Source organism: Bordetella tumbae, assembly GCF_965139195.1.
Taxonomy (GTDB): domain Bacteria; phylum Pseudomonadota; class Gammaproteobacteria; order Burkholderiales; family Burkholderiaceae_B; genus Bordetella_A; species Bordetella_A tumbae.
The window spans coordinates 13,038-31,260 of the sequence record NZ_CBCSJH010000051.1 but is presented as its reverse complement, the minus strand read 5'-3'; the positions used below and the strand labels follow the sequence as shown (position 1 = coordinate 31,260).

At 60.8% G+C, this 18,223-nt stretch carries 19 protein-coding genes; 11 read left to right on the top strand and 8 right to left on the bottom strand.

What is annotated here, in order from left to right:
• Positions 1-545 precede the first annotated feature (545 nt).
• The 3 genes from hpnC to hpnE are packed head-to-tail and all read left to right on the top strand — an operon-like array spanning position 546 to position 3,597.
• The gene (gene hpnC / locus ACNA0J_RS27580; RefSeq protein ID WP_415822124.1) at positions 546-1,370 is read left to right on the top strand and encodes a squalene synthase HpnC; all 825 of its coding nucleotides are present in this window, start codon (positions 546-548) and stop codon (positions 1,368-1,370) included.
• Positions 1,371-1,417: 47 nt separating this feature from the next.
• Entirely contained in the window at positions 1,418-2,284 is an 867-nt protein-coding gene (gene hpnD, locus ACNA0J_RS27575) for a presqualene diphosphate synthase HpnD (protein WP_415822122.1), read from the top strand.
• Entirely contained in the window at positions 2,281-3,597 is a 1,317-nt protein-coding gene (gene hpnE / locus ACNA0J_RS27570; protein ID WP_415822121.1) for a hydroxysqualene dehydroxylase HpnE, read from the top strand. The genes hpnD and hpnE overlap by 4 nt, the downstream gene beginning before the upstream one ends.
• A 31-nt stretch (positions 3,598-3,628) precedes the next feature.
• On the opposite strand, the gene crcB is transcribed toward hpnE, so the two are convergent.
• Positions 3,629-4,018, bottom strand: a complete 390-nt coding sequence (gene crcB / locus ACNA0J_RS27565) for a fluoride efflux transporter CrcB (RefSeq protein ID WP_415822119.1) — start codon at positions 4,016-4,018, stop codon at positions 3,629-3,631.
• A 13-nt stretch (positions 4,019-4,031) separates the two neighbouring features.
• Here crcB and ACNA0J_RS27560 point away from each other — a divergent pair, with 13 nt between their 5' ends.
• Genes ACNA0J_RS27560 through ACNA0J_RS27540 form a run of 5 tightly spaced genes read left to right on the top strand, consistent with a single transcriptional unit; the run spans position 4,032 to position 8,718 of the window.
• Positions 4,032-4,712: a PepSY-associated TM helix domain-containing protein gene (locus tag ACNA0J_RS27560; RefSeq protein WP_415822129.1), complete on the top strand. Its 681-nt coding sequence runs from the start codon at positions 4,032-4,034 to the stop codon at positions 4,710-4,712.
• A 22-nt stretch (positions 4,713-4,734) separates the two neighbouring features.
• On the top strand, positions 4,735-5,250 hold the full coding sequence (locus ACNA0J_RS27555) for a DUF2271 domain-containing protein (protein ID WP_415822118.1): 516 nt from the start codon (positions 4,735-4,737) through the stop codon (positions 5,248-5,250).
• Between the two features lie 43 nt (positions 5,251-5,293).
• Entirely contained in the window at positions 5,294-6,094 is an 801-nt protein-coding gene (locus ACNA0J_RS27550) for a DUF4198 domain-containing protein (RefSeq protein WP_415822117.1), read from the top strand.
• 24 nt (positions 6,095-6,118) lie between these two features.
• The gene (locus ACNA0J_RS27545; protein WP_415822116.1) at positions 6,119-7,288 is read left to right on the top strand and encodes an FAD:protein FMN transferase; all 1,170 of its coding nucleotides are present in this window, start codon (positions 6,119-6,121) and stop codon (positions 7,286-7,288) included.
• Positions 7,289-7,326: 38 nt separating this feature from the next.
• Positions 7,327-8,718, top strand: coding sequence for a sulfite reductase subunit alpha (locus tag ACNA0J_RS27540; RefSeq protein ID WP_415822114.1), 1,392 nt, complete (start codon positions 7,327-7,329; stop codon positions 8,716-8,718).
• Here ACNA0J_RS27540 and ACNA0J_RS27535 read toward each other — a convergent pair.
• Together ACNA0J_RS27535 and ACNA0J_RS27530 are read right to left on the bottom strand one after the other, a co-directional pair.
• A complete protein-coding gene (locus ACNA0J_RS27535; protein ID WP_415822112.1) occupies positions 8,715-9,605 on the bottom strand; it encodes a TauD/TfdA dioxygenase family protein in 891 nt (296 codons plus the stop codon). The genes ACNA0J_RS27540 and ACNA0J_RS27535 overlap by 4 nt on opposite strands.
• 14 nt (positions 9,606-9,619) lie before the next feature.
• The gene (locus ACNA0J_RS27530) at positions 9,620-10,594 is read right to left on the bottom strand and encodes a Bug family tripartite tricarboxylate transporter substrate binding protein (protein ID WP_415822110.1); all 975 of its coding nucleotides are present in this window, start codon (positions 10,592-10,594) and stop codon (positions 9,620-9,622) included.
• Positions 10,595-10,680: 86 nt separating this feature from the next.
• Between ACNA0J_RS27530 and ACNA0J_RS27525 the strand changes: the two genes are divergently transcribed.
• Entirely contained in the window at positions 10,681-11,328 is a 648-nt protein-coding gene (locus ACNA0J_RS27525) for an IclR family transcriptional regulator (protein WP_415822109.1), read from the top strand.
• Positions 11,329-11,459: 131 nt separating this feature from the next.
• Here the strand turns inward: ACNA0J_RS27525 and clpB are convergent, their stop codons facing one another.
• The gene (gene clpB / locus ACNA0J_RS27520) at positions 11,460-14,054 is read right to left on the bottom strand and encodes an ATP-dependent chaperone ClpB (RefSeq protein WP_415822108.1); all 2,595 of its coding nucleotides are present in this window, start codon (positions 14,052-14,054) and stop codon (positions 11,460-11,462) included.
• 293 nt (positions 14,055-14,347) lie between these two features.
• Here clpB and ACNA0J_RS27515 point away from each other — a divergent pair, with 293 nt between their 5' ends.
• Positions 14,348-15,076, top strand: coding sequence for a helix-turn-helix domain-containing protein (locus tag ACNA0J_RS27515; protein WP_415822107.1), 729 nt, complete (start codon positions 14,348-14,350; stop codon positions 15,074-15,076).
• Positions 15,077-15,129: 53 nt separating this feature from the next.
• Entirely contained in the window at positions 15,130-16,248 is a 1,119-nt protein-coding gene (locus ACNA0J_RS27510) for a hypothetical protein (protein WP_415822128.1), read from the top strand.
• Between the two features lie 99 nt (positions 16,249-16,347).
• On the opposite strand, the gene ACNA0J_RS27505 is transcribed toward ACNA0J_RS27510, so the two are convergent.
• The 4 genes from ACNA0J_RS27505 to ACNA0J_RS27490 all read right to left on the bottom strand — a co-directional run bounded on the left by ACNA0J_RS27505 (position 16,348) and on the right by ACNA0J_RS27490 (position 18,048).
• A complete protein-coding gene (locus ACNA0J_RS27505; protein ID WP_415822105.1) occupies positions 16,348-16,605 on the bottom strand; it encodes a DUF3820 family protein in 258 nt (85 codons plus the stop codon).
• On the bottom strand, positions 16,586-17,185 hold the full coding sequence (locus tag ACNA0J_RS27500) for an NUDIX domain-containing protein (protein ID WP_415822104.1): 600 nt from the start codon (positions 17,183-17,185) through the stop codon (positions 16,586-16,588). The genes ACNA0J_RS27505 and ACNA0J_RS27500 overlap by 20 nt, the downstream gene beginning before the upstream one ends.
• Positions 17,186-17,340: 155 nt before the next feature.
• On the bottom strand, positions 17,341-17,682 hold the full coding sequence (locus ACNA0J_RS27495; protein ID WP_415822126.1) for a hypothetical protein: 342 nt from the start codon (positions 17,680-17,682) through the stop codon (positions 17,341-17,343).
• Between the two features lie 177 nt (positions 17,683-17,859).
• Positions 17,860-18,048 (bottom strand): oxidoreductase-like domain-containing protein, encoded by a 189-nt coding sequence (locus ACNA0J_RS27490; RefSeq protein WP_415822125.1) that lies wholly within the window; start codon positions 18,046-18,048, stop codon positions 17,860-17,862.
• Positions 18,049-18,223 lie beyond the last annotated feature (175 nt).

The window sequence follows — 18,223 nt, the reverse complement described above, 5'->3', positions numbered from 1 at the left end:
GACTAAATCCGTGCTCAACGGCCCGGCACCACGCCCAGGCACGCGACAGGGACTCATGATGAAGGAATGCAACGAGGGCTGATGGCCATCAACGGTTTTTTTGAAGCCGACTTTGGCAATGCGATGGGTTGAGCTAGCGCCACCCGCCTAGCCTGAACGTCACGCAACAGCGTTGATGCAGCAAAGCTGCATGACATCCGTCAATGGCAGACATTGCGAGCAGGAGGTCGGCGTGTAAAAGCCCCGCCGGGCCGTTGAGCCGCGATTTAGCCCGCGAAGCGGGCCGAGGCCCCTGCTCATGGGCCGAGTCGCGGCGATAGGCCCGGCGGGGCTTTTACACGCCGACCTCCTGCGCCAAAANAACTCCACCCGACGCATGCCACAGCCCCCAACCGTGGCGGGGAAAAATGCCCCACGCCGCGCCTTCGGTTTGCTGCCCCCCGAGGAGGCGCTTCTTACCTCGGGGCGGCAAAAAAAGTACCCTACTAAAATGCCCTTATTCCGAACACCACCTCTCAGCCTCAATATGGCTGACTGCTAGAAGTATGGCTGTCGACCACTACGAAAACTTTCCTGTTGCCTCGTTGCTGCTGCCGCGCCGCCTGCGCGGCCCGGTCACCGATATCTATCGGTACGCCCGCGCGGCCGATGACATTGCCGACGAGGGCAACGCCAGCGATGCGCAACGCCTGGCCGATCTGGCAGCCTTTCGTGCCGAATTGCATCGCATCGGCGCCGAACCCGGCAGCATGCCCGCTCCCGCACCGGAGCTCGCACCTATTTTCACGCCGCTGGCGCGGACCATCGCCCGGCACCAGCTACCGATCACGCCGTTTTTCGATCTGCTGTCGGCCTTTGAACAGGACGTCACTGTCAAGGAATACGAGGACTACGCGACGCTGTTGGATTATTGCTCGCGCTCGGCCAACCCGGTCGGACGGCTGATGCTGCACTTATATGACGCGGCTACGCCCGACAATCTCGAACAGGCCGATGCCATTTGCACGGGACTGCAACTGGTCAATTTCTGGCAAGATGTGCGGGTAGACTGGCGCAAGCAGCGCTGTTACCTGCCTCGCGAGGATCTGCTGCGCCATCATGTCACTGACGAGGACATCGCGGCCTGCCGGCTGACGCCCGCCTGGCGGACACTGATGGCCTTTCAAGTGACGCGCACTCGAGCACTGCTACACTCTGGCGCTCCGCTGGCTCGACGCCTGCCCGGCCGTATCGGCCTGGAATTGCGTCTGGTCGTGCAAGGAGGCTTGCGCATTCTCGAGCGAATCGAGCTCTGCGGCTATGACGTTTTCATGAATCGGCCCGAACTGGGCGTGAAAGACTGGGCGATCATGCTGTGGCGCAGTCGTTAGATCGACGCGAGGCATGCTGAAAAACCGATGGGATACCTACCAAATTTATGACGCCTGACGAATACTGCCAGGAAAAAGCCGCCAAAAGCGGTTCGAGCTTTTACTATTCGTTCCTGTTCCTGCCCCCAGAACGCCGCCGCGCCATCACCGCGCTGTATGCGTTCTGCCGCGAGGTGGACGACGTGGTTGACGAATGCACGGATCCGTCCGTGGCACGCATCAAGCTCACTTGGTGGAGAACGCAGGTCGATCAATTATTCGCAGGACAGGCCGAACACCCGGTGATGCGGGCGCTGCAACCTCACCTGGAACCCTGCGGCATTGCACGCGAGCGCATGCTGGCCGTCATCGACGGCATGGAAATGGATCTGGACCAGACCCGCTACCTGGATTGGCCTGGCCTGCGCAAATACTGCTGGCACGCCGCTGGCGTCGTGGGCGAATTGTCTGCCGGAATATTCGGCTATACCGATCCGCGCACCATGGAATACGCCAGCAAATTGGGGCTGGCGTTCCAGCTCACCAATATCATTCGGGATGTCGGGGACGACGCCCGGCGCGGCCGCATCTATTTGCCTATCAACGAATTGCAGCAGTTCGAGGTCAAAGCCGCCGACATTTTGAACGGCACGTATTCCGACCAGTTCTCTGCACTGATGAAGTTCCAGGCCGATCGCGCCCGGCAGCTGTACAAAGAAGCCATGCAGAGTCTGCCCGAGGCGGATCGCCGCGCGCAGCGCCCCGGCCTGATGATGGCGGCGATCTATCATGCGCTCTTGGACGAGATCGAACGCGACAACTGGCAGGTGCTGCATCAGCGTATTTCGCTGACGCCATTGCGCAAACTCTGGCTGGCCTGGAAAACCTGGGTCGGCGGCGGCCGCGGCCTGGTGCGTCGCCTGGCAGCTCGATGAAGGCCGCGGTCATTGGCGCGGGATGGGCAGGGCTCGCCGCCTGTGCCGCCCTGCGCGATGCTGGCGCGCAAGTCACCGTATTCGAGGCAGGCCGCACCCCCGGCGGGCGTGCCCGGCGCGTGGTGCACCCGGATTTCGGCGGCCATCTGGACAATGGCCAGCATATCTTGCTGGGCGCCTATGATCAGACCCTGGCGCTGATGCGCCGGCTGGGCCGCAACCCCTCCACCCTGCTCATGCGCAGGTCGCTGCGGCTGAGCAGTCTGGACGGACAGTTCCGCCTGTCGGCACCGGCCCTGCCCGCGCCCCTGCATGCAGCAACCGCGCTGCTTACGGCCCGCGGCCTGTCCTGGAACAGCCGTTTTGCCGCCATACGCTTGATGTACGGCTTGAAGAAAATGGCCTGGCATCCACCACGCGACTGGACAGTGGCCCAGTTACTGGCACATTTTCAACAACCCGAGCCATTGATTCGATGCGTGTGGGAACCCCTTTGCCTGGCCGCGCTGAATACGCCGCTGGGCGAAGCCAGTGCTGGCCTGTACGCCCGTATTTTGCAAGACAGCCTGAACGGCCATCGCCACAACAGCGATCTGCTGCTGCCTTGCGTAGATCTGTCAGCGCTGTGGCCCGATGCCGTCGCTCTACACGCCACCATGCGTTATGGCGCGACCGTTCGACATTTGGTCCCCTCGGTGCACGGCGTCGATGTCAATCGGGAACGCTTCGATACGGCGGTGCTGGCCGTCCCGCCCTCGGTTGCCGCGCGCCTGCTCGAGGATGCCCTGGTTGACGCCAACACGCCCGGTCTGCTCAAAGCCTTGCAAGCGTTCGACTACATGCCGATCGCCACATTGAACCTGAGGCTAGCGTCGCCCTGGCCGCTGCCAGAGCCCATGATGCAATTGCGCGAGGACAAACCCCGTGGCCATTTTGGTCAATGGATATTTGATCGCTCGCGCCTGACCCGCAGCAGGCCCGGCGCAGAACTGGCCATCGTGACCAGTGCAGCCCGCGATTTGGCTGAGGACGATCGCGACGCCATCATTGCCAACCTGATCGCTCAGGTGGCCGAACAGGCCGCGCGCCATCCCTCGCGATTGGCCCCCATGCCTGCCATCGAGGCGGCCGAGCTATTCATTGAAAAGCGCGCCACCTTTGCCGCCGTGCCTGGCCTGAAACGCCCCCTGAACACGACGCCTTGGCCGACCCTCGCGCTGGCTGGCGACTGGACCGACACCGGCTATCCAGGCGTGCTGGAAGGAGCCGTGCGCAGTGGACTGAAGGCGGCGCAGGTCCTCCTGGCACGATGACCAATCGAACGCTCGACGCTCACCATTCATGTCAGCGCAGCACCGCGTGAGCGCTGGCTAATCCCAGCGCCGTCAACGCGAGCGAACCGATCAGGCTCACGGCCGCATAGCCTAACGCGGCACCATACGCCCCACGCTCCAGCATTGCCACCGTTTCTGCCGAAAACGTCGAAAACGTGGTCAATCCGCCCAAGAATCCCGTCACAGCCGCCAAACGCACCCATTGTGGCCATTCCGGGTGCGCCAGCAATACCGCCAAGGCCACGCCAATCAAATAGCCGCCGACCAGATTGACGATCAAAGTGCCCCACGGCCAACCGGAGGAACTATTCAGCCACATCCCCAGTAGCCAACGTGCGCACGCCCCGAAAGCCGCTCCGACCGATACGGCCAGAAAGTTAAGTGGAATCAGCGATTGCATTTGTATATTTGAGATCCATTCTCATTTAAGTGCTAGAATCCGCAGCCTTAGCGCAATATTGGTCATGGACAGTCAACCCGCCTCTCGCCGACGAGCCTACTGGCTCAAAACACTACACCAATGGCATTGGATCAGTTCCGCATTATGCCTCTTGGGCATGTTGTTGTTCGCCATCACCGGATTGACGCTCAATAATGCCTCCTCGATCAGCGTCCGCCCAGCCGTCACGACGCGCGACGCGCAGCTACCCGCCCCTCTGCTGGCTGAACTCAAGGCCGTCGACACCTCGGATAAGCATACGCCCGTCCCCACTCCGATCGTGCAGTGGCTCGACAGCGAGGTCCACGCACAAGTGGACGGCCGCAGCCCGGAATGGTCGCCTGACGAACTCTACATCTCGCTGCCTCGGCCCGGCGGTGACGCCTGGCTGTCCATTGACTTGGCCGATGGCGCCGTCGAATACGAACAAACCGACCGGGGCTGGATCGCCTATCTGAACGACCTGCACAAAGGGCGTCACACCGGTACAGCCTGGAGCTGGTTCCTCGATATTTTCGCGATTGCCTGTCTGGTGTTCTCGATCACGGGGCTGGTGCTGCTGCAACTGCACGCAGGCCAGCGCGCCGCGACCTGGCCGATGGTCGGGTTGGGGGTCGTGATTCCTGTGGTGTTGGCACTGCTTTTCATCCATTGAAGACCGCAAGTCTGGAGACTTTATGCGCAAGCTGCTGTTATCGGCTCTGTTGGCCGGCCTGATCGCCCGAACGGCTCAGGCCGCCGACCTGGGCCTGAACATTGAGATTCCGCGATTAGACGTCGCCGAATATCACCGTCCCTACGTCGCCATCTGGCTGGAAAACGCCGACCAGAACGCCGTGGGTGACTTGGCGGTGTGGTACGACGTGGCCAAGAAAAACAACGAAGGCGCCGAATGGCTGAAAGACATCCGCCAATGGTGGCGCCGTAGCGGCCGGGATCAGCAATTCCCGGTCGATGGCGTCAGCGGCGCAACCCGCCCTGCCGGTAAACACGAGCTCTCGTTTGCCGGCACCCAGAAACCGTTGGCCGAACTCAAGCCCGGCCGCTATGCCGTCGTCGTCGAAGCTGCCCGCGAAGTCGGTGGACGAGAACTCGTGCGCGTCCCGTTTGACTGGCCGCCGAGCAAAGCCGAGCAGCTGACAGCAAAAGGCGAGCACGAGCTAGGCGCCATTGCCGTCAATTTGAAACCTTGATTTTTCGCCTCGGCACATACGAGGCCTCCTGGAGCAACAACGGATGAAAACCGCTATTCGATTCGCCGCCGCATTGGCGCTCAGCCTGCCCGCCATCGTTCATGCTCACGACACCTGGATGGTGCCGTCCTCCACCGTCCTGTCGGGTACGGGTAACTGGATCACCGTCGACGCCGCCGTCGGCAACGACAAGTTCTATTTCAACCACGCCCCACTACGTCTGGACAACCTGGTCATCATCGCACCCGACGGCAAAACCGTCGCCGCCGAAAATGCCAATCGCGGCAAGCTGCGCAGCACCTTTGATCTGCAATTGAACGACACGGGCACCTATCGCATCGCCGTGGTCAATGACGGCGTCTTTGCCCGCTGGAAAGAGGACGGCAAGCCCAAGCGCTATTTCGGCAAAGCCGATGGCCTGGATGCAGCCGTGCCCGCCCAGGCACAAGACCTCGAAATCTCGGAAAACGTGGGACGTGTCGAGACCTTTGCCACCGCCGGCAAACCCAGCACCATCACCCCGTCGGGCAAAGGCCTGGAGCTCGTCGCGGTCACTCACCCGAATGACTTGTATGCCGACGAAACCGCGACATTCCAACTGACGGTGGACGGCAAACCGGCTGCCGACCTGGAAGTCAACATCGTCCCGGGCGGCAGCCGCTACCGCGACAAGGTCGGAGAAATCGCGCTCAAGACCGACAAAGACGGCAAGTTCCAGATCAAATGGGCGCAGCCCGGCCTGTATTGGGTCGAAGCGCGCACCGAAGACGACAAGACCACTGTCGCAAAGGCCACCAAACGCCGCCTGTCTTACGTCGCTACGTTGGAAGTCCTGGCGCAATAAAGGCGTCCAGCCATGGCGTCAAAAATGACCGGCAAGCCCTCCTATGCGCCCAGCGGACCGGGCGCAGTGGCTGCCGGTCCGCGCACGGTTTATCGCGTGAACATTCCCGATAAGCCGGGGGGCGCACCTGGCAGTTATCACGCGGCCTATAACCTGAATGTGCCCGGCAGGCCTGGCACCGTGTCCGCCGATTACCATACGAGGGATGGCACGACCGGCGCCAGACACCACGCCAATCAGGCAGCCCTCGCAGCGCAAAAGCCCGCTGCACTCGCGGGGGCCACCATGGGCACAACATGGTCGGCCCGGCTGGCGCTGCCGCCGCACCTCACCATTGACGCAGTACGCGCCGCCATCCAGCAAGCGCTGGACAAAGTCGTCGCCCAAATGAGCACCTGGGACAGCGCCTCAGACCTGTCGCGCTACAACTGCGCAGACCAGGGATGGCAGCCGCTGCCGCACGACTGCCTGCACGTGCTGCAACATGCCCTTCAATTGGCTGCCGACACTCAAGGAGCCTACGATCCAACCATCGGGCCCCTCGTCAACGCCTGGGGATTCGGCCCGCCTCCGTATGCCAGCGAGCCGCCCAGCGCCGACACCATCGCTGGCCTGCGGCAACGCTGCGGCTGGCAACGCGTGCGACTGGATAGAGACGGCATGTGCGGCTGGCAGCCTGGAGGCATCTACCTGGATCTCTCTGCCATCGCCAAGGGCTACGGCGTCGACCTTGCCGCACAGGCGCTGAACGCGCTCGGCGTCACACACTATCTGATGGAGGTCGGTGGCGAATTGCGTGCGCGAGGCCGACGGCCGGACGGGCAACCCTGGCGGGTCGCCATCGAAGTCCCCGACGGCAGCAACGACCATGCCTTGAATCTCGTTTTGTCCGATCTCAGCATTGCGACCTCGGGTGACTATCGGCGCTATCGCGATAGCGCCATGGGCCGTTTTGCGCACACCATAGACCCTCGCACGGGGCAGCCCGTTTCTAACGGCGTCGCCTCCGTCACCGTCATTCACGCCGACTGCATGCACGCCGATGCCTTGGCGACCGCGTTGACCGTCCTGGGCGAACGCGATGGCATGGCCTACGCACACCGTCATCGTCTGGCCGCATTGTTCATTGTGCGTGATGGACATGACCTGCGGCTGGCAGCCAGCGATGCATTTGCCACGCTGGCCAGACAATAACCACTGCACTCCTCGCCTGCATATCACCGCCCTGTCCCATGCTTGCGCCTCCTACCTACCGCCTGCTGTATTCATGCTGCATCATCCTCGCCTGGCTGGTGCTCTGTTTGTGGTCTTGGCGCCAGGCCCGTCGTCGTACGGAACAGCAGGCCCGGGCCGCACGCGAGCTGCATGCTCCCGCTACCGATCAAACCGTCCTCGTCGCTCACGCCAGCCAGACAGGACAAGCCGAAGCGCTGGCGCATCAAACTGCCGAGGCGCTGCGCCAGGGCGGACTGCCGGCCCGTGTCGCTGCCCTGGGACAACTCGACTTGCCGCTCTTGCGCGCCTATCCTCGCGTCCTGATCGTCGCCAGCACTTATGGTGAAGGCGACGCCCCCGACAGTGCAGCCGCTTTTGCGGACACGCTCATGGCCCAGAACGAAGCAGATGCCGCCATGCTCGATGGCCTGCAATATGCCGTTCTCGCGCTCGGCGACAGCGAATACCATCACTACTGCGGCTTTGGCCGCAGGCTCGACACTTGGCTGCGCGATAGCGGCGCCAGCCCGCTCTTTGATCGTGTCGAGGCAGACAAGGCGGACCCTGCCGCCTTGCGGCACTGGCAGCACCACCTGGGGCTACTGACCGGCTGCAGTGACCTGCCGGATTGGGAGCCCCCCAACTATCGTCCATGGCGGCTGGCACAACGCACCCTGCTCAACCCCGGCAGCCAGGGCGATCCCTGTTTTCATCTGACCCTCACGCCCCCTGACGACACCGATGCGTTATGGCAGGCAGGCGACATTGCAGAGATCGGCCCGCGCGACGCACGCGGTGGCGCGCTGCAGCCGCACCGCGAATACTCCATATCGTCCATCCCGGCCGATGGCGCCGTGCACCTGCTGGTACGGCAGATGCATCACGGCGACGGCCGGCTGGGCGTGGGCAGCGGCTGGCTGACCCATATCGCCCAGCTCGGCGACACCATCGATCTGCGCTTGCGCACCAACAGCAATTTTCACCCGCCCGCCGATGACCGCCCATTGATATTGATCGGCAATGGCACAGGCCTGGCCGGGTTGCGTGCACTGCTCAAAGCCCGCATCACCGCCGGCCATCATCGCAACTGGTTGATATTTGGCGAACGCAGCGCCGCGCACGACTGGTATCACCGTGAAGAAATCGAAGACTGGTTAGCCGATGGGAAAATTCAACGTGTAGACGCGGTCTTTTCACGCGACACGGCTGATCACCCGTACGTTCAACATCGCCTGCTCGACGCCAGCAATGATGTGCGTGATTGGATCCGTGCCGGCGCCGATCTCTACATCTGCGGTAGCTTGCAGGGCATGGCTCAGGGCGTAGATGACGCGTTGGTCGAAATATTGGGCGCAGGCGGGCTCGCCGCCCTGCGCCACAGCAACCGCTATCGACGCGATGTGTACTAAAGCGATTGCAGCCTTGCCGACGCAGCGAGAGGCCGTTCGCCGGAGATCGTGGTGCGATGCATTTCACGATCGAAGCCGTCGTAATCGTTCATCGCCAGATGCTGCGTACAACGGTTGTCCCACAGCGCCAGAGAGCCGGGCGTCCAACGGAAGCGGCAAGTAAATTCCGGCCGCCCCGCATGCTGGTACAGAAACTGCAGCAATGGTTCGCTTTCCTCTTGCGTCATGCCTTCGAAACGCACCGTGTAGGTACTGTTCACATACAGCGCTTTTTTGCCCGTAGCCGGGTGCACGCGCACCACAGGATGAATCACCTCGTTCGTCGCGCGCTCATCGGTGCGCACGTCCATCTTGTCGGCCGGATCCCCGTTGTTCACCACAGCCCCGCCAGCGCCATAAGAACGTGCCGGACTATGCACCGCGTTTAACCCGTCCAAGATCTGTTTGAGCCGATCGGACAAGGACTCATATGCGCGATACATGTTTGCCCACATCGTATCGCCGCCATAGGGCGGAATCACACGCCCATAGAGTGCCGAACCCAACGGAGGTTCTTGCGTATAACTCATATCCGTGTGCCACAGTCCGCCAAACAAGCGTTTTTTCGACTCGGCCTTGCCTTTCATCACAGGCAAGATGGTTGGATAACCCTCCAATGCCCGCACAAAAGGCACCTCCAGCAAATCGCCAAACCGTGCGCTGAAATGGATATGCTGTTCAGGCGTCAGATGTTGATCGCGAAAAAAAATGACCAGATGCTCGTGCAAGGCTGCCTGTACCTCATCGAACGCCTCGTCCGACAATGGTTGCGACAAATCAATGCCACGAATTTCTGCGCCCAAAGCACCAGCGATGGGGTGGGCTTCCAGGTGACGATACATGCTCATGTTAAGTCTCCTCGTTACTGCAGTTTGATCTGTGCACGACTGACCAGTGCACTCCATTTGTCAGTTTCCGCTGCGATATAGCGTCGAAACTCCTCGGGCCCCTTATCGGAAATGATTCCGCCCATGGCCACAATCTGATCTCGCACCTCCGGCATGGCCAGGATGTCGTGCAATGCTTTATTCAGGCGATCCACGATGGCTGGAGGTGTGCCCGTCGGCACCAGCACGCCGAACCAACCCGTCACCTCATAGCCGGGCAATCCCGATTCGGCCATCGTCGGCACATCGGGTAACAAGGGTGAACGCGTCGCGCTCGTGATCGCCAACGCGCGCAGCTTGCCGGATTTGACGAGCTGCAAGGCCGACGGCATGTTGTCGAACATCATGGGCACATGTCCCGCCATCGTGTCGTTCAAACCGGGGGCACTGCCACGATAGGGAACGTGCGTCAGCTTCACCCCCGCCGATGTCGCAAACAGTTCGCCTGCCAGATGCAGGGATGTACCTGTCCCCGGTGTGGCATATCCCACAGGCGTTGATGACTGCTTGATATAGGACTCCAACTCTCGCACCGACCGCACCGGCAAATCCTGATTGACGACCAGCAGATTCGGCACGCTCATCAACATTGCCACCGGTATCAAGTCACGCTGCGGCTGATAAGGCAAATCCGGATACAAGGAGGGATTGATCGAAATCGGCCCGATGTTGCCCATCACAATCGTGTAGCCGTCCGGGGGCTGTTTGACTGCATACTCGGTGCCTATATTGCCGCCGGCTCCCGCCTTGTTTTCTACGATCACTGTCTGACCCAGACGTTCACCAAGCTTGTTACCCACCAAGCGCGCCAGCATGTCTGTCGACCCGCCTGGCGGATACGGTACGACCCACTTGATCGGCTGTGACGGCCATGTGGCCTGAGCCGCGGCGGCAGCCCCCATACAGACCGTCAAGCCTGCAGCAATAGCGCATAGGATGCGTTTCATCATTGTCTCCTTCCGGCACCGGAACTTGCGTGCATCTCAATTTATTTATATGATCACTAGGTGATCAATTAGTTTATCTAGTGAACCAAATGAAGAATAATAGATCCATTCAACGATGTCTATCGATCATGCGAGCGTTTCGCGCCAACGGCCGTCCCACCCTGGCGGAGCTCTCTCGCGCGGTGGATTTGCCTCACGCCACCGTATTACGCTTTCTGCAGACCCTCGAGGAAGAGGGCTATGCCGCCCGCCAAGACAGCCGCTGGCGGCTGACGCCTTTGGTCTTCGAGCTCGGATTTGCCGCCATGGAAAGTCTAGGAGTATCGGAGGCCATCCAAGACGTGCTGCAAGGGCTGGCCGATGCCTACTCCGGCACCTCGAATCTGGGCGAATCCCATTCCGATGGCGTGATCATCATTGGCCGGGCAATGGCACCCGCCGAGCGCAGGCGTCTTGTCGTCATGAACTTGCGCGTAGGCAGTGTGCTGCCCCCCGCCAGTGCGCTAGCCCAGGGATTGGACTTGCCTGTTGGTCAATGGACGCGCTTTGATTACCCAGACAGCAACCAGATCTCGATAGCCACCCCGATCCCACAAATAGATTCTCGCCGCCTGTCCGTCGGCATTTCGGTCGACGCCTCGGAAGCCACCGATGGCCGGTTGGAAAACGACATGGCCCCCGCCCTGCAACACGCAGCCGACACCATCAAAGGCATCCTGCGCATAGGCACCGTGTAACGCGGCCACCACGCCTCGCCTTCGGCTTGCTGCCCCCCAAGGGGGCGTTTTTTACCCTGGAACGGCCCAGGCGGTAAAAAAAGGGCAACGCGATATCGCGTTGCCCTTTTTCACTACGACAGCTCAACAGTTCACTGCAGCGTACGTGTGAACACGAACTTGCCGTCTTGCCAATCGACCGGCACCACATCGCGCGGCCCGAAGTCACCCTCGAGAATCAGCTTGGCGACCGGGTTTTCGATCTGCTGCTGAATCGCGCGCTTCAAGGGTCGAGCGCCGAACACAGGATCGAACCCGGCACGCGCCAACTCGGTCAATGCCGCGTCGGACACCTCGAGGCGCATTTCCTGCCGCTCCAGACGATCGGCCAGACGCTTGAGCTGAATCCGCGCAATCGACTCGATATGCTGTGCTTCCAGTCCATGGAAAACCACTACCTCGTCAATACGGTTCAAGAATTCCGGACGGAACGATTGCTTCAGTTCATCCCACACGACTTCCTTGATCACTTCGTAAGGCTGTCCCGCCATGCTCTGAATATGTTGCGACCCCAGGTTGGACGTCATCACGATCACCGTATTACGGAAATCCACCGTACGGCCTTGACCATCGGTCAAACGGCCATCATCCAACACCTGCAACAGCACGTTGAAAACATCGGGGTGGGCTTTCTCCACCTCGTCCAGCAATACCACGCTGTACGGCTTGCGGCGTACTGCTTCGGTCAGATAACCACCCTCTTCGTAACCCACGTATCCCGGCGGCGCACCAATCAAACGCGCGACAGAGTGTTTTTCCATGAACTCACTCATGTCGATACGAATCAGGTGCTCTTCGGAATCGAACAAGAACTCCGCCAACGCACGCGTCAACTCGGTCTTGCCCACACCGGTCGGCCCGAGGAACAGGAATGACCCATACGGACGCGAGGGATCCGCCAGACCCGCACGCGAGCGGCGGATGGCGTCGGATACCAGTCGGACAGCTTCGTCCTGCCCCACCACGCGCTTGTGCAGATAGTCTTCCATTTGCAGCAATTTTTCGCGCTCGCCCTGCATCATCTTGGCCACGGGAATACCCGTCGCTCGCGATACGACCTCGGCGATTTCCTCGGCGCCGACTTGCGTACGCAGCAAACGAGGTTTGTCCGTGTCTGCCTGTTCGCTTTGCTCCGCACTGTCGGCCGCGCTCAAACGCGCCTCGAGCTCGGGCAGCTTGCCGTATTGCAGCTCTGCCAATTTGTCGAACTGCCCCTTGCGTTGCAACTCGGCCATTTCGGCGCGCACGCGATCGATTTCTTCCTTGATGGCTTGCGTGCCTTGTACAGCGGCCTTTTCGGATTTCCAGATTTCCTCGTAGTCGTTGTACTCGCGCTGCAGCTTTTCGAGTTCCTCCTCGATCACGGCGAGGCGGCGCTTGGAGCCCTCGTCGGTTTCCTTGCGTACGGCTTCGCGTTCGATCTTCAGCTGAATGATGCGTCGATCCAGACGGTCCATCACCTCTGGTTTGGAGTCGATCTCCATACGGATGCGCGCACCCGCCTCGTCGATCAAATCGATGGCCTTGTCCGGCAAGAAGCGATCCGTGATGTAGCGATGCGACAACTCGGCCGCGGCCACAATCGCGGGATCGGTGATCTCGACACCGTGGTGAATCTCGTAACGTTCCTGCAAACCACGCAGGATCGCGATCGTCGACTCGACATCGGGCTCGTTGACCAACACCTTCTGGAAACGACGTTCCAGCGCGGCGTCCTTTTCGATGTATTTGCGATACTCGTCCAGCGTCGTCGCACCGATGCAGTGCAGCTCGCCACGCGCCAACGCAGGCTTGAGCATATTGCCCGCATCCATCGCACCTTCGGCCTTGCCGGCGCCCACCATCGTATGCAGCTCATCGATAAACACGATGTTCTGGCCGTCGTCCTGCGCGAGCTCTTTCAGCACGGCTTTCAGACGCTCTTCGAACTCGCCACGGAACTTGGCGCCTGCCAACAGCGCCGCCAGGTCGAGCGAGAGCACCCGCTTGCCGCGAAGGGTTTCGGGGACTTCGTCATTCACGATGCGCTGTGCCAGCCCCTCGACGATAGCGGTTTTACCCACACCGGGTTCACCGATCAAGACAGGGTTGTTCTTGGTGCGGCGCTGCAAAATCTGAATCGTGCGACGGATCTCGTCATCACGGCCGATCACGGGATCGAGTTTGCCTTCGCGAGCGCGCTCGGTCAGGTCCAGCGTGTATTTGGCCAGCGCCTCACGATTGGACTCGCCCTCGGCGCCAGAAACGTTTTCGCCTCCGCGCACGGCGTCAATTGCCGCCTCGAGTGCTTTCTTCTGCAAACCGGCATCGCGCAGGATCGTACCGGCCGGACCTTTATCGTCAGCCAGTGCCAGCAAAAACAATTCACTGGCAATGTACGTATCGCCACGGCGTGCGGCTTCTTTATCGGTGCGCGTCAGCACCGCCTGCAGGTCGCGCCCGACCTGCACGTTGTCATTGCCCTGCACCTGAGGTAATGCTTTGAGCGCAGCGTCCAGCGCGGCCGGCACGCGGTTCACCGCGACGCCTGCGCGCGCCAGCAGGCTGCCCGCGCCGCTGTCTGAGTCAGACAGCAATGCCGAGAGCACATGCACGGGCTCGATATAGGGATGGTCGTTGCGAGCAGCCAAGCTTTGCGCATCAGCCAAAGCCTGCTGAAATTTGGTCGTCAGTTTGTCGAATCGCATAAGAGTTGTCGTTAGGCTTGATGGGGAGCCTGACCGGAACTAGTACACGGCTTGGCTCGATGATTAACATGTGCGGATGTTGATCGTTTTTTCAAGGCCTTTCAGCCCTCAAAACATGGGAATTTCGCCTCGATTGCACAATATGTAACAATCCAATTCCTCTTTCATTCCATAGCTCCTTTGAAACCTGGGGAACCATCACACGGAGCCGCCTTCAGTGGCGCTTACAATAGGGTACAGCTTGTTCATGCCCTCGCGCCTGCGCAGGGGCCGCACCATTCGCAGCCATCTCTATGCAAAAACGTGTTCCCCTGTCACCAGAATCGCCCAACTGCTCTACATGCATGCTCGGCCACGTCTGCATTCCCGTCGGGATGGCCGCCGCCGACGTTCAGCAACTGGACAAGCTGGTGCAAGAACGCATCCGCCTGCCCAAGAGCGCGCCGCTCTATACTCAGCAGGACAAACTGGACTCGATCTACAGCGTACGTTACGGCAGCGTGAAAACCCAGATCGAAGACGCGGCCGGGCATATGCAGATTACCGGCTTTCACCTGCCGGGGGAAATGATAGGCCTGGACGGCATGCTGCACGGACAGCATGTCTCTACTGCGCTGGCCATGGAAGACACCGAGGTTTGTGTCATCCGTCTGTCTCAAATCGATCATATCGCCGCTCAACTGCCCTCGCTGCAACACCAGATGCGCCGCCTCATGAGCCGCGAACTGGAACGCTCGTATCAGATGCTGGCCTCGCTGGGCAGCCTGCAATCCGAGCAGCGCCTGGCGGGCTTTTTGCTCAACCTGTCGCAACGCTACGCCGCACTCGGATATTCTTCCACCGAATTCGTGCTGCGCATGACCCGTGAGGAAATCGGCAACTTTCTCGGACTGACCTTAGAGACCACGAGTCGATTATTTTCCCGCCTGGCACGCGAAAACCTGATCGCGATCCGTCAACGTGAAGTCAAACTGCTGGACATCCCTGCGCTGAAGCAACTATTGGGACAAGAACGTTGCTGAACGCCGTGCGCGTGCCTCGTCTCCCATCGCATTCTGGCTCGTCCGGCTCGGCGATGATGGCGCTGATGCTGGCACTGACACTGGTTGCGGGTACTGCCGTGGCCCAAACGCCCCTGCCCCCGCCGTACAACTATGACGAGCCGCTGCCGAAAGGGCCGCGCCCTCTGCCCGCGTGGCAATATCTGACGTTGGGCGAGACCAAGCGCAACTACCGGATGCCGGTCTATGCCAACCACAATCTCGGCAAAGCGCTGAAAGGCATACGCCGCGTCATCGTCGTGCTGCCAGGCGCCCGCCGCGATGCCGGCCGGCACTACCAGGATATCGAAGCCCTCGTTAACCGCGATCCCAACCACAAAAACGAGACGCTGGTCCTGGCGCTGGAGTTCCCCACATCCGTCGATGCCAACTTTGCGAAACTCCCTGCCTGGCGCAAATCCAGCTGGGAAATCGGCGGGAAAAGCATCCAGGCCTCGGGACGTCCCGCGCCGATCAGCGCGTTTCAGGTACTCGATGACATCGTGCGATGGCTGGCCGATCGCAAAGCGATCCCGGCACTCTCCGACATCGTGCTGGCTGCGCATGGCAGCGGCGCGCAGTTACTGCAGCGCTACGCAGTCCTCAATGATCTGGACGGCGCCGTGCGCCGCGATGGCTTGGGGCTGCGCTATGTCGTGGCAAACGCGCCGTCCTATCTGTACCTGACGGGCGAGCGCCCTCGCCGCACGGGTGGCGGCTACGCCTCTTACGAGCGGGGCATTTGCCCGACCTATAACCAATACCCCTACGGCCCGCAGCAGCTTCCTGCCTACGCCAGCGATCCTGGCCCTGCCAGCCTGTACGTGCGCTACGCCTCACGCGACGTGGTCTATCTATTGGGCAGTGCCGACAATAATCCCGAGGATCACGGGCTGGATAAGCATTGCGCCGCCGAGGCCCAGGGCGCCACCCGCCTGTCGCGTGGCCTGGGCTATCTAGGCTATGACCACCTGCTGGCACACCGCGGCAGCCCCCCCATCAATCTCGCACACACCCCACAGCGAGTCATGGGCGTCGGACACGACGCCACGGCGATGTTCGGCTCACAATGCGGCACACAGGCCTTGCTGGGCCACGACGCGCGTATTGCAGAGCGCGCAGCTTCGTGCGAGGCTATTACGCCAGCCCCCTGAGTCCGGTTGCCGGCGAGTTTGCCGAGCCTGCCCCTGCTTGATTGCTGCCGCCGGCAAAGTCATCGGGCCAACACCTGGCCACTGCCGCCGGCAAGATAATCACGCCTGAACTTTAACCGCCACCTTCGGCTTGCTGCCTGCCCCGGCCTGTTGGCGCAACGGTTGCAGCAACGCCGACAGGCCGTTGTGGTCCAACTCGTGCATCAACGCCAACAACCGGCCGATCTGCCCGGGAGGAAATCCCTTGCGCGCAAACCACGCTAAATAAGGCCCCGGCAGATCTGCGATCAAACGCCCCTGATATTTGCCGAACGGCATTTCCAGCGTGACAAGACGCTCAAGATCTTGCGGATTCATCGTGCAGCTGCCAATCCAACGACCAATTCCCGGCCAGCATATTTTGCAGCCACAGCGTGCACGTCAGCGTCTTGGCGTCCGTCACACGGCCACTGCGGCAAGCCTCGGCCAATTCGTCAGGCGTCGTGGCGCGCACCTCCAGGAATTCGTCCTGATCGAGCTGGGCAGTGCCAGCGACCAATCCGCGCGCGAAAAAGATATGGATGATCTCGGTCGAATAGGCGATCGCCAGATGCATTGCCCCTGCACTTGCCCATTCCTTGGCCGTATAGCCCGTTTCCTCGAGCAGCTCGCGCTTTGCACACGCCAACGGATCCTCGCCGGGATCGAGTTTGCCAGCAGGAAACTCGGTCATCACCTGCCCCACCGGATAACGGAACTGCCGCTCCATCAACACGCGCCCATCATCGAGCAGCGGAATGATCACCACGGCGCCCGGATGCACGATGTACTCGCGCGTGGCCTGCCTGCCATCGGGCAGGCGGACCGTATCGCAACGTGCTTTGATAAAGCTGCCTTCGCAAAGGGACTGGCTATCAACCAGCGTTTCAATCAAATGGGCGTCGTCGGCGGCATTCATGAGTAGCGAAAAAACAAAAACGGATGGAGGTGCGTTGGCATCAAACGTATTGACTGCGTAGCCAAAAAACGAGATTGCTCTCGGCTCCCGGCACTACAACACGTCGAAACGATCAGCTTACCATCCCCTTGCTTTATTGCTTACCATCCATCGCTTTATTGTTGACGACGCGCTTCCAGTTCGCGCAGGCACGCGGCAACTTCATTTTGCAGTTGTGCCCGATCGACCGCCGCACGATCGGCGTTGTTGCGGCAGCGCTCGTATTGGGCCAGGCTCTCCGGCGTATCGCGCACCACGCCTGACGGGGCTGCCGTGCCGGCCTGTGGCTGTTCCGTAATTCGCAACGTCGACGGAGGCGAGTAACTGCCGTCGCGCGAGGGGTAGCTATATTCCTGCGCCTGCTGCGCAGCCTCATGCATCTGCTGAGCCTGCGCCATACCCGCAGTGCCCATCAGGCAAGCCAAAGCGGTCAAACCGGAAATTGCGATCGTCTTCATCATGACGTAATCCTTGTTGAGAGATCCGCCGCAGCCTTGTCAGGCATCGGCACCCATTTATCGTAACGTCTGACACTGCGACCTAGAGCGCAAAAATAGGTGCCAAAGCGCAACAAAATCTCCGCCCTGGTTGCAGCCTCTCACTTCACCGGCATCAAACAGCCGCACGCCCGCTACTCACGATGATCCCGGATGACGAGCCCGCCAGGCACGCAAGGCCTCGCGATAAGTTTCCATTTCGTCGTTATACATGTCATAAACGCACGGAATACAGCCACTTTGACAACACTCGTTAGGGCTGGGAGGGGTAGGCGGCACAGGTTCGGGATCATCAGCGGACGAGTCCTGCGCAGCGGCATCCGCCATCACAGCAGGAAATACTGGCTCTGCAGGTGCAGGATGCAGGCCAGGCAACGCCGAACCCGGCCGCTGTGCAACGGTGTCCATATCGGTAGCATATGTCGAAGGATTCATAATTACCATTATCGCCCCATCATCCGATGGACGGCGGCCTGCGCTGCCAGTGATAATCTATTGACTA